This window comes from Clostridium lamae (assembly GCF_033043255.1).
In the GTDB taxonomy this organism is placed as follows: Bacteria; Bacillota; Clostridia; order Clostridiales; family Clostridiaceae; genus Clostridium; species Clostridium lamae.
The window spans coordinates 80785-93122 of the sequence record NZ_JASCQJ010000008.1; the positions used below are offsets into that span (position 1 = coordinate 80785).

The 12338-nt window shown below is 28.9% G+C and carries 11 protein-coding genes; 4 read left to right on the forward strand and 7 right to left on the reverse strand.

The window, feature by feature from the left end; all coding sequences use genetic code 11:
- Nucleotides 1-483: 483 nt before the first annotated feature.
- From QK892_RS06290 to QK892_RS06300, 3 genes are all read left to right on the forward strand, one after another.
- On the forward strand, nt 484-858 hold the full coding sequence (locus QK892_RS06290; RefSeq protein WP_317272686.1) for a hypothetical protein: 375 nt from the start codon (nt 484-486) through the stop codon (nt 856-858).
- 66 nt (nt 859-924) lie between these two features.
- Nucleotides 925-1413, forward strand: a complete 489-nt coding sequence (locus QK892_RS06295; RefSeq protein ID WP_317272687.1) for a hypothetical protein — start codon at nt 925-927, stop codon at nt 1411-1413.
- Between the two features lie 168 nt (nt 1414-1581).
- Nucleotides 1582-2175: an ATP-dependent Clp protease proteolytic subunit gene (locus QK892_RS06300; protein ID WP_317272688.1), complete on the forward strand. Its 594-nt coding sequence runs from the start codon at nt 1582-1584 to the stop codon at nt 2173-2175.
- 74 nt (nt 2176-2249) lie between these two features.
- Here QK892_RS06300 and QK892_RS06305 read toward each other — a convergent pair whose 3' ends face one another.
- The 3 genes from QK892_RS06305 to QK892_RS06315 all read right to left on the reverse strand — a co-directional run bounded on the left by QK892_RS06305 (nt 2250) and on the right by QK892_RS06315 (nt 5091).
- The gene (locus QK892_RS06305) at nt 2250-3842 is read right to left on the reverse strand and encodes a PTS transporter subunit EIIC (RefSeq protein WP_449508593.1); all 1593 of its coding nucleotides are present in this window, start codon (nt 3840-3842) and stop codon (nt 2250-2252) included.
- A gap of 134 nt (nt 3843-3976) precedes the next feature.
- Nucleotides 3977-4426 (reverse strand): ribose 5-phosphate isomerase B, encoded by a 450-nt coding sequence (gene rpiB, locus QK892_RS06310; protein ID WP_317272689.1) that lies wholly within the window; start codon nt 4424-4426, stop codon nt 3977-3979.
- Nucleotides 4426-5091 (reverse strand): ribulose-phosphate 3-epimerase, encoded by a 666-nt coding sequence (locus QK892_RS06315; protein ID WP_317272690.1) that lies wholly within the window; start codon nt 5089-5091, stop codon nt 4426-4428. Before QK892_RS06315 ends, rpiB begins: the two co-directional genes overlap by 1 nt.
- 228 nt (nt 5092-5319) lie before the next feature.
- Between QK892_RS06315 and QK892_RS06320 the strand changes: the two genes are divergently transcribed.
- On the forward strand, nt 5320-6330 hold the full coding sequence (locus QK892_RS06320) for a LacI family DNA-binding transcriptional regulator (protein ID WP_317272691.1): 1011 nt from the start codon (nt 5320-5322) through the stop codon (nt 6328-6330).
- A 113-nt stretch (nt 6331-6443) separates the two neighbouring features.
- Here QK892_RS06320 and QK892_RS06325 read toward each other — a convergent pair whose 3' ends face one another.
- The 4 genes from QK892_RS06325 to QK892_RS06340 are packed head-to-tail and all read right to left on the reverse strand — an operon-like array spanning nt 6444 to nt 12329.
- Nucleotides 6444-9596, reverse strand: coding sequence for a polysaccharide lyase family 8 super-sandwich domain-containing protein (locus QK892_RS06325; RefSeq protein WP_317272692.1), 3153 nt, complete (start codon nt 9594-9596; stop codon nt 6444-6446).
- A 24-nt stretch (nt 9597-9620) separates the two neighbouring features.
- Nucleotides 9621-11606: a heparinase II/III family protein gene (locus QK892_RS06330; RefSeq protein WP_317272693.1), complete on the reverse strand. Its 1986-nt coding sequence runs from the start codon at nt 11604-11606 to the stop codon at nt 9621-9623.
- 6 nt (nt 11607-11612) lie between these two features.
- A complete protein-coding gene (locus QK892_RS06335) occupies nt 11613-11888 on the reverse strand; it encodes a preprotein translocase subunit YajC (RefSeq protein ID WP_317272694.1) in 276 nt (91 codons plus the stop codon).
- 30 nt (nt 11889-11918) lie between these two features.
- Entirely contained in the window at nt 11919-12329 is a 411-nt protein-coding gene (locus QK892_RS06340) for a PTS sugar transporter subunit IIA (protein WP_317272695.1), read from the reverse strand.
- Nucleotides 12330-12338 lie beyond the last annotated feature (9 nt).

The following is a 12338-nucleotide window of genomic DNA, read 5'->3' on the forward strand; positions in this document are numbered from 1 at the left end:
TATTATTAAATAAAGTAAATATAATACATTTAAATATTTAATTATATGAATAATTAACTCAACATATTATACCTATCTTGATTTAAAATTATTTTTATTATAAATAATTCAGTTTGCTAAATAATAAATGGAATATATTTGAAAATAATGCTATTATGATGATAGGTAAAAAATAATAGTGAATAAGTATAAGTATTGAAGGGTGAGAATATTGACAAAGATTAAAATTCAAGACTTAATAACAATTTTAAGTAGTGATTTACTACAAAGTAATTCATGTCTATTTAGTTTGCTTTATGTATCTATCACGAACTAATTAAAAAAACTTGATCTTTGAAAATTGAATAGTATGGTATTTAAAACGTATGTGTAAAATATTGTTTATTTGGTATATAATTCAATTGTATTAGTTGGTTGGCTATTAAGCCGCTTAATAAACCAGAATTTTTTGAATGTAAATTTATAAAAAAGGGGGAGAAAATTATGAGTAATTTAGGTGGTTATCAAGTAATGACTAAACTTGCTAAAAAAGTAGGTGGCCCAAAAAATTTAATGATTTTAACTCTTGGAAGTGGGTATTTACTTTTTAGAGTGGTTGAAGCTGGTGGAAGAAAATGTGTTAAAATAGCAAAAAAGCATTTGAACAAAAAAGAAGTAGAATACTATAATACAGATGAGATTTATGAAGTTACTACGGATGGGAAAAGTGAAGATGGCTTGGAATTAAGCGTAGGTGATAAATATAGAGTTATCGAGTCAGATGGTGAGGCCATAATAATTGAAAAAATAGGTGGTCTTGATAATCCTTATTTTGTATCTATTGATTTCTTAAAGACAATATCAAATTTTGAAAGATAAATTTGAAAGAAATATATTTATGAATAGGTTATCAATTAGTTCGTATCAAATATTAGGAGTGATATTTTGAAAAAAAGAGTTATTTTTAATGTTGTAATTTATTTCTCATTAATTTTATTAATTGGATGTGTTAAATCTGAGAACAATCAGATTACAAATCCTTTTAATGATATTCCAATAGACTCAACTAAAAGAATCGAATTTTCAAACCTAATCATTACGAGCGATGAAAAAGAGTTAGGAAGGAGTAAAATTGTTACTGATGAAATTGATATAAAAACTATAGGAGAATATTTAAAACCAATAAATTGTATATCAAGCAATAAGAAAGAAAAAGACCCTGACTTTCAAATTTCATTAATAGATAATATGGATAAAGAAAAAAATTATCTATATTCAATAGGATTTTCTAAAAATCAAATATATATCTATGATTATACCGATGAAAATACAAATATTTCTGTATATGAATATACAGATACCGAAGTTATTGAGGATTTAGAAAAATTATATAATGATATGGATTATGAAGAAGAGCTTCTTATGAAAAAGTAAATATCAATTATATAGCTTTTACACAACTTGGCATTATAGTAATTGGAATTATAAAAAGTTCATATTAAATATATAAAAAACTACAGAATAAGAAAGTAATTATTATAGAATTACAAATAATGTATATAATTTAAATATGGTGTATAAATTAGAGAGGAGAACGATATTATGAATAACCAAGAAGAACAACAAGAACAAGAAAAGGTAAAAGAAACTCCAAACTTAGTTGTAGAAAAACAATTGAAGTCTAGGACCATAATCATTTCTGGAGAAATAAATCAAGCATTAGCTGAAAAGGTAACCGCACAACTTTTAATTCTTCAAGAAATGAGTGATGAACCAATAAAAATATTTATTAATAGCCAAGGTGGTCATGTTGAGGCTGGTGATACAATTCATGATATGATTAAGTTTGTTAAGCCACGTGTTATTGTAATTGGTACTGGTTGGGTTGCAAGTGCTGGTATTACAATATACCTTGGAGCAGAAAAAGAAAATAGATATTCATTGCCAAATACAAGATATATGATACATCAACCATTAGGGGGTTTCCAAGGTCAGGCAACAGATATAGGAATTGAAGCAAAAGAAATTATAAGAGTTCGTAAGAGAATTAATACTATTATTAGTAATGCTACTGGGCAACCTTTAGAAAAAGTAGAACACGATACAGATAGAAACTATTGGTTAAATGCTAATGAGGCAGTTGATTATGGAATAGTAAATAAAGTTATTTCTAAATATGAAGAACTAGATATATAATAAATTACTTAAAATCTTTTAAACTATTGTGAATCAATAAAGGTCGCTAACATAGCGACCTTTATTTTATGAAATCATACGTTATCTAAATAATCTTCAAAATCTGTTTTAATTTTGTTAACATGAGGCCCATATATTACTTGAACTCCGTTTCCAACTTTGAAAACACCTTTTGCCCCTGTTGATTTTAATAAGTTTTCATCTACTTTTTCTATTTCTTTCACTGTTATACGTAAACGAGTTGCGCAGCAATCTACATCAACAACATTATCTTTTCCACCTAATCCTACTTCTATATTTTGTGATACTTCAATAGAATTTTTAGATTTATTCTTCTTAGATGCTTCTACGTCTTTACGAGTATATAATTTAGTTTCTTCATCATCATCTTCTCTACCTGGAGTCTTAAAGTTAAATTTATCTATTAAAGTTTTAAATATTATATAGTATATAGGGAAATAGAATACACCTACTATAACAATATAAAGCCAATTAGTCTTTGCATTACCTTGCATTACTCCAAATAATACAAAGTCGATTAAACTTCCTGAGAATGTTTGACCAACACCAACTTCAAGTATATGCATTAACATAAATGATGATCCTGCTAATAAGCAATGAACTCCATATAATAATGGTGCTGCAAATAAGAATGAGAATTCTATTGGTTCTGTAATACCTGTTAATACTGCTGTAAGAGTTGCTGATATTAATAATCCAGCCACTTGTTTTCTCTTACTATCTTTAGCTGAATTATATAATGCTAAGGCTGCTCCTGGAATACCAAATAGATAGAAGGGGAATTTTCCAGCCATAAACTTAGTTGCTTCCGCACTAAACTTAGTTGTTGTCGGATCTGCTAATTGAGCAAAGAATATGTTTTGGGCTCCAGAAATAACTTGTCCGCCTATTTCCATAGTACCACCAACTGATGTTTGCCAGAATGGCATATAAAATACATGATGTAATCCAAAAGGAATAAGAGCACGTTCGATAATTCCATAAATAAATGTTCCTGCATAACCTGTACTATTTACTAATCCACCTAAAGCCATAATTCCATTTTGAACAACCGGCCAAATGAAATACATTACTATACCAACTAACATATATGTTAGTGCTGAAACTATTGGAACAAAACGAGTTCCTCCAAAGAATGATAATACTTGTGGTAACTCAATATTATAGAATTTATTATGCAATGCTGCTACTCCTAATCCAACTATTACACCACCAAATACACCCATTGATAATGTTTGAATACCAACTTCTGCCCCTAATGCACCATCTAACATTGCACCTGGTTCTAATTTACCGTTAATTGTTAATAAGGCATTTATTGTTGCATGCATAACAAAGAATCCAACTGCTCCTGCAATACCAGCAACTTCTTTTTCTCTCTTTGCCATACCTACTGCAACACCTATTGCAAATAAAATTGGTAAATTTGAGAATATAATTGAACCTGCTTTACTCATAACTGTTAATAATGAATTTAATAAAGTTCCATTACCTAAGATAGATTCTAATCCATAAGTAGCTATAGTAGTTTCATTTGTAAAAGATGACCCTATCCCTAACATTAATCCAGCCACTGGTAATAATGCTATTGGTAACATAAATGCTCGTCCTACACGTTGTAGAACTCCGAAAATTGATTTTTTCATAAATAAGACCTCCATATTTATAATTTCATTTAATTCCACCTATTTATATAACTTTTCTCTAAAAAAGTTATAATTTCATCTTAGGTAACGTTTACTGAAGGTATATGATAAACTTATATTACTAATAATATTGCTTATACTTTTTGTCTTTCTTCTATTTCCTTAATCATATTAACTCTTTCAGCATGTCTATCCCCTTCATATGAAGCATTAAGCCATGATGAAACTATCATTTTAGCAACTTCCATTCCAACCACTCTAGCTCCAAAAGCTAGTATATTAGTATTATTGTGTTGTTTAGATAACATAGCAGAATATGGTTCGCTGCAAACAACAGCTCTAATTCCATTAACTTTATTAGCCGAAATAGATATCCCAACCCCTGTTCCACAAATTAGAATTCCACAGTCCAATTCTTTATTAACAACTGCATTAGCGACCTTTTCCCCATATATTGGATAATCAACTCTTTCTTCGTTGTGATGTCCAAAATCTACAACCTCATGACCTAAGCTTTTCAAATAATCAACAATTTCTAATTTCATTTGATAAGCTATATGATCATTTCCTATTCCGATTTTCATTAGTTAGCCTCCTCCTTAATAGTTTTTAATCTTTTAACAATATCCTTATACTCTTCTTCCTTTCCGAATAAGGCAGATGTTCCTAATATAAAGCCATCAACACCTAAATCTGAGAGCTTATTAATTTTTTCTTCTGATATTGCTCCATCAACCATAATTTTGAATTTATATTCTAATTTTAACTTTACCAATCTTTCAATCTTATCATTTACAAAATTTAAGTATTTTTGTCCTGCAAAACCAGGATTAACTGTCATAACCATAACATAATCCACTATAGGTAAAAGTTCGATTATACTTTCTATTGAAGTACCAGGATTTATTGCTATTCCAGAAAGTATATTTCTAGCTTTTATCTTACCAAGGGTTCTAACTGGATGCATGTCTGTTTCTGGATGAATATATATTAAATCAACTCCTAAATCTGCAAATAAATCAACATATTCTCCAGGATTACTTATCATTAAATGTGAATCAACCATTTTATTAGTATTTCTTCTGATAGCTTGTACATCTTGAATCCCCATTCCAAAGTTAGGAACAAAGGTCCCATCCATTATATCTATGTGAAATATATCGATTCCAGCTGAATCTAATTTCATTATTTCATCTTTTAGTGAGTCATAGTTTGCACACATTAATGATGGACAAATTATTCTTTCCATTTCATCTCTCCCTTCTCAATTTGAGTTAACGATTACTCACATATACTAAACTTATTAATTTTTAATTTATAATATTTCAGAGTAATCGGTTACCCTTTCGTAAAATCATTATCTCAAACTCTTTTTTATTTGTCAATATATTATTTACACATTTTATTTAATTTGGTATTATTAGTATATAAAATGTAATTTACTCAAAATATTACTCATAATTTAAGGAGATTTTTTATGGAAAAAGGTAAAAAGATATCTATCAAACAAATAGCAGAACTTAGTGGGGTTTCTGTTGCTACTGTTTCAAGAGTAATAAATAATAATGGTCGTTTTTCTGAAGCTACCAGGCAAAAAGTTATGGATATTATAAAAGAATATGATTATACAATAAACATGGCTGCTAAAAGTCTTAGAGGTAGTAAATCTAAGACAATAGGTGTGATAGTTCCAGATATTAATAACGAATTTTTCTCTGAAATAGTATTAGAAATAGAGAAGTTTTTCTTCAATATTGGATACTCTGTTTTTATATGTAACACTAGTCAAGATGATAATAAAGAAAGAACATATTTTAAAAGTTTAGATTCTAAACTAGTTGATGGAATTATTTGTATATCTGGTCGTGAAGATATACCTACTGATTCTATAAAAAGAAAGATACCAATTGTTTGTATAGATAGAAAACCTAAGCATAATAATGATGCCATATATGTTGAATCAGATCATTATTTAGGAGGTTTTATTGCTACTGAAGAACTTATTAAAAAAGGATGTAAAAATATAATAATTCTAACTAAATCTAAAAGTTTATCAGTTAATAATCAAAGACTTGCTGGGTATAAAGATGCATTAATAAAATACAATTATCCTATTAATGATGATTTTATAATAAAACTTGCTGGTACTCGTTCAAACTTTGAAGAATCTCGTGATACTATAACTTATTTATTGAAAAAAGGAATAGAGTTCGATGGAATATTTGCATGTAACGACTGGAGAGCTTATGGTGCCTTAACAGCTCTAAATCAGAATGGAATTCCTGTGCCTGAAAAAGTTAAAATTGTAGGCTTTGATGGAATATCTGTGTCTAGATATTGTTATCCAACCATCACAACAATTTATCAAGATAAAAAAACTCTTGCTTTAGAAGCTGCTGATTTATTGTTAAACTCAATGAATGGTGAAAAAATAGATAATACTCACCATGTTATTCCAATATCTTTACTAGAAGGTGGCACTACTTAAAAGAATATGTTGTTATTAGTTTAAAATTAACCATATACATAAATTATTATATCTTCAAGTAATGAAGATTTACATAAGTTAAGAGGGCACTTTTAAGTACCCTCTAAATTTTTCTATTTTCTTTTTCTTAGTACAGCTCCTGCTCCAAGAAGTAATGCCGCAATTCCTGATAATACCGCTGTTGAAGTTCCACCTGTTTTAGGTAAATTCCCATTATCATTAGGAGAACCCTTATCATCGCTATCATCATTTCCATTATCCTTATCTTTCAATACTAGCTTGTCTATTGAAGCTTGTAATTGAAGTACAGCATCATCAATTTCTTTTTGTTTTGAATCTCTATTTTCATTTACTTTTCTAGCATTATTTAAAGCTACCTCAAAAGCATCAAAGCTTTCCTTAGTATAATCCTTTGAAGATATCTTTTCTGCCTTCTTTATTAATTCTAAAATTTCTTTTCTAGAAACTTTTTCAAGATTACTAATAGCTTTTCTTAAATCAGAAATTGCTTTATCAATGACATCTTGAGATGCATCATTAGGAATATTTTCTGCTACTGTAAGTGCTGTTATCATATTATTCCAGCTTGTAGCTGTATAATCATTTTCATTTAAGCCTTTTGCTTCTGAAATAATCTCTTTTAATTCTCCTAAAGTATCAATTTCAAAAGTTGCTTCAAATGTAGATCCATTCGCAGCTGCTGTATTAACTATAATGTCTATTCCAGCTTCATTTATAGTTGTAGATATTTCTTCATCACTAGAAACCAATTTAGCATTAGGTATGTTTAATGATAAATGTATTGTTTCTAAATCAAAAGTTGGATCAGAAACAGAAAGTTTAATTGTCTTACCTTCTTGTCTCAACATTAAAGAAGCTTGATTATAAGATGTAACATTTCCAACAGTTGTCTCTTCATTATTGAAGAAATTATAACCTTTAATATTTAATTCAGTTTGCTCTACTGCATGAACTGAATCCTTATTCTCTAATATATTTATTTTAGGATTTTTAGCGTAAGCATTAGTCTTTTCGCTATCAAAATCAGGTAAAATAACATAAGAGTAGCTATCCTTTTGTGGATCAGCTCCATGTTCATAAGTTAATGTCGTAAATTGTGTAGTTACTTCCTTATCTGGATTTGAAGTTCTACTATCTCTTAAATTTCCTGTCCTTAATTCTTTATTTAATGTAATTTCCTTGCTTGTTGGAAAATAGTATCCAACATTTGAATTAGATGAATCTGAAGAATAGCTTATCCAATCTAAATCTTCATACTTTCCATTTACAAGATTAAGAATATCATCAGAAGATTTACTTTTCCCTTGTAAAGTTATGTTTTCAGTTTGTAAAGACATAGGATTATCTATAGTAGTAGTAACCTCTCTCTTAAGATCATCACTTATATTTGAACCTAATACAACAATCTCATCATCAAACATAAACCAAGATTTATTAGCATTACTATTTTTATAAACAACAAAATCCTCTGGTAGTATTCCAGCTTGCTTATCCTTATAAGCATTATCATCACCAAGTTGCATAGCAGAAATACCATACTCATCAAGAGTTGTTCCACCTGAATAATTATTAGTTCCTACAGGAAAATAAACATAATCATTTTGTGAAGTTGATGATGAAGTAAAATTAAGTTCGTGTCCAGGATTCTCATACCAGAGCCTACCATAAAGTTCTGGTATGGTCTTTCGTACTTCATTAGGTGTTGTTGTACCAGGTAAACGGTATGGATTTATAGTTGCATAATAATTTGCACCAAATAAATTATTTTGATCATTCCCACTTTGATATAAGTAAAAAGCCCCATCTCCTTGGAACCAAGGTTTCAAATTCTCACCACTCATATATTCATATTTTGCTATACGATTTGAACTTCTTGAAAGAGCAAAGGAGTAATTTTCTCTAGCATGAACTATTTTATCCATAGAATTAAATGCATAATGCTTTGAAGATTCAACTGCATTTTCAGGAATTATTTTCTCATCTTTAATAATAGAATCATAGTCTATTATCGCTTTGAAAGAAGTAAATCCACTTGTATCTATAGCGCTTGCAGTTTGGTTGATATACTTTATATAAGATTTTAATATCTGACCATCTTGATTTCCCAAAGCTTCACTTAATTGAGTCATAGCTTCTAATATAACTGGATCTGCAAATCCAGTATTTACTCTAGAAAGAGCTCTACCTTTAACAATCTCCATTATATATCCTTCATACATAATAGGTGCAAAAGCCTCATATACCCATGTACTCATTTTATCAACTAAAGTTTCATCTTTCCATTTAGTATTATTTAATGTAGAAATAGCTTGCATACATCTTTGAAGTAAACCTTTGCCATAAGAACCTGTATATGCAACTCTATGATGTTGTATAAAAGATCCATCTTCATAGAAACCATCAGTTACCCCATTTTTAATATTATTAGGGTCAATAGTTTCATAGACAGTCATCATATTGCTTACTGCTTTAGCTATTCTTTCTTCATCTTTTATTAATGTACCTTGAATTATTCTATTGAAAGCAATATCAGCTAAATTTGCACCAGTATGAAAGCGATTTGTTAAATCTATATCCTCACCAGTATTTCCTTCTTTTATACCTCCACGAATATAATTATCCATTATATCAACATATGAAGTTATAAGTTCTGGTTTAGCTGAATTAATTTCCTCTTCTAGAAGCATTAAAGTCTTTGTAAGATTTTGAGGTATTCCAATTTCCCAGTTGAACCAATTGCCGTAATATCCTGAATTAGTATCAGAAAAATAATTATCATATAACCATTGTAATCCATCGATAATCTTATTTTTTACATCTTCATTTTTATAATAGCTATTAGATCCAGCAGGAGTGCTATATACTAGTGCCATATCATATAATTTTACATAAGAATTATAAATGTTTGTAGATGTCTCTTGATTGTCCAATGGAATATTTGAAAATAAAGTATCTCCTGATTTAACATAAGCATCTAATGCAGATTTACCATTCTTAATTATGTTGCTTATTTTTTTATTTACTAAAGGGTTTGAATTACTTTCTTCATTACCTATTAAAAATAATTTATAATTATTCTTTATAATAGAAAAATCATCTGTAACCTTGGCTGTATCTGTTATGGAAGTCATAACAGTAGAGATTTTAGAATTTAGACTAGAAAAATTCACATTATTAATAGCCATAGGAGCCATATATGTCGTAGATAAAAGAAGCGCAACTCCCGTTATAAACCCATTATTCATTTATACCACCTCATATATTTATTTTTATAAAAGTTTTATTCTTTTATTATCTTTATCGAAAACAGTTAACTTTCCGTAAATACCATGTCCTTTTTCACTATAATAAACTTTATCTCCCTTAAATGTATCAAATCCAGAATAGAATACGGAAAACTCTTCATCATTCTTTAAACTCTTAACTTCATATCCAATCATCTTATCCTTTTCCGCTTGTTCAGTCTTACCATTTTGATGAACATATAAAGGTTTAATTATAATAGTATCTTTTTCATAAAATGCTTCCACCTTAACCCCTCTATCGATAAATGAAGAAGTAGAAATCAATTTATCATTATTACATAGTTGATTATATTTATTAGAAAAAATACTCTTCATTTTTACAAAGGCATCGCCTTCTAAAACCTCAGCCACAAAGTTAACACTTTCATACTTAATAACTGCTTTTTCTCCTTCATAGATGCAACTACATATTGGTTCTATATTATAAATTGAACGCCATTTATGAAAACCTGGATAATCAATTTCTGTAAATACTATTACAATATTCATTTTATTATCTATACAAACTGTTCTTCTGATTGTATATAAATTCTTATTTAAATTTTGAATGTCTTCCTTTTCTGTGATACTAACTTTTCCTGACCATATACCCTCTAAGGCTATATAATTTTCTTTTTGATTGTAGCTATTTCCTATTGGATCTTGGACTTCATCATATGACGAATCCCCACTAATCTTAAAATCCTCTTTATCATCAACATCAACAGTGTTATGCATCCATTGCTTTTTTAAACCTGTTCTTAATGGAGAATCATTTCTATAAGTAAACCTTCCAGGATCTCCTATTATGTCAATTTTATTTAAAGTAATAGTTACACTTCCAAGTGATGCGTGTCCATGTGCACTTCCATGTCTACCATTAAACAATGTTATTAGATGTTTATTGTCCTTATATGCTAAGAAGCCACTATCTATTTGTTTAAAACATCCAGTATCTAAGGCACTTGTAAAATTGTTATACTTATCCTTATACATATTTCCAACAAACAAAATCCCTTTTTCATTATAAAAAGGAGCCTCAGTTGCTAAACCGATGCATCTATATATACTGTAAACATATGAAAAGTCAACATTATCACTATCGTGTAAAGAAAGTAGCTTTTCATTAGGCTTAAGATAAAATCGTGATGCGGCAACTAAAGGCTCTAATCTTTTCCTAATATTAAATGGTATATTATTATTTGTGTATTCAGCATGCATCATAACATATGCAGTGCTTAATAGTACTTCATGATGGTACATAGGACTTTGTTCCCAATGTATTCCATCTTGATAAAACTGTATATCAAGTTGGTCTTCTAACAAGTCCCATGCCCATTTCCTATGTTTATCATCTACTAAATCTGGAAATAAAATTGATACTGAAAGTACTCCTGTAATAAGTAGCACACCCCAATTGCTTAACAATTGCTTTGGTTTATAATCTTCATATAAAAATTCTAAGTGTATTCTTAATGACGCTTCAAATTTTTCTAGTTCTTCTTTTGATAACTTTAAATCACTACCTAAATATATTAGACTTCTCATCCAATTAGATAATCGTATTCCTGTATCAAGATTACGCCAAGAATTCTTATTGTAATCAGAAGGAATACCATTATACTTTATAAAACTAAATAGATACTCCTTCCATTTTTCTAGATACTTTGTCTCTCCCGTAAGCCTATATGAAATTGCTAAATCTATCATAAAGCCATTACGATTTAGCATAAATGTCCATTCTGGGTCTAAATTAGCGGTTTTATTCCAATCTACCCCATCAAATACATATGGAATAGATGTTGCTTCCATATCCATAGGATCATTAAAAATTATTACATTATTAGAAAGTAAATTTCCTTGGAATTTTGCCCTTTTTATTTCTTTTTCACAGCACTCTTGAACTTCGTGTATCCAGTTATTTGCCAAAAAATCATTACTATATTTATTAACTAAATCAAAATTTATCATGATATATTATGACCGTCTTCCTATAATACTACTTGGCAAAACTTTTATGATGACACCTTTACTGATTTCAATAGAGTATTCTTCTTTATTTTTCTCTTTTAAGGTTCCAAAAATTCCAGAACTTAAAACTACCTCATCTCCAATAATAAGTTCATCAAGAAATTTAGAATGCTTCTCATTATTTTCTTTAATCCCCTTATATCTAAGCTTTAATGAAATAATGCAATAAGCTACGAATATTAAAACAATTATTGTTACAAAAATTATATTTTCAGTCTTCATTTTTATACCATCCTATTAGATAAAATTGCTTTATAGCATTCTATTAGATAATACTGTCATTGATTCTTTAGAATCATTACTAGATTCTACTAGTGCTGATTGAATATTTTCATCTACAACTTCGCTAAAGCAAAACTTCATTGCTAAATCTACAACTAAAGCAAGATTTATCCCTGAAAGAATATATTGATTTAACTTTGCTGATTCTAAAATTAATCTACCAGCGATTTGATGTGGTGCTCCCCCAGTCAAATCTGCAAGAACTATAACCTTATCATTATTATCTAATATTTCTTTTAATTTTTTTTCAAAGCCTTCATGAGTTTCATTTGCATCTAAATCAAGTGCAATTATATTTTCATTGTTTCCTACTAGTAAAGATACTGATGATACAACTCCGCTTGGAAAATTGCCATGTCCTAAAACCACTAATTTATACATTTAAAAACC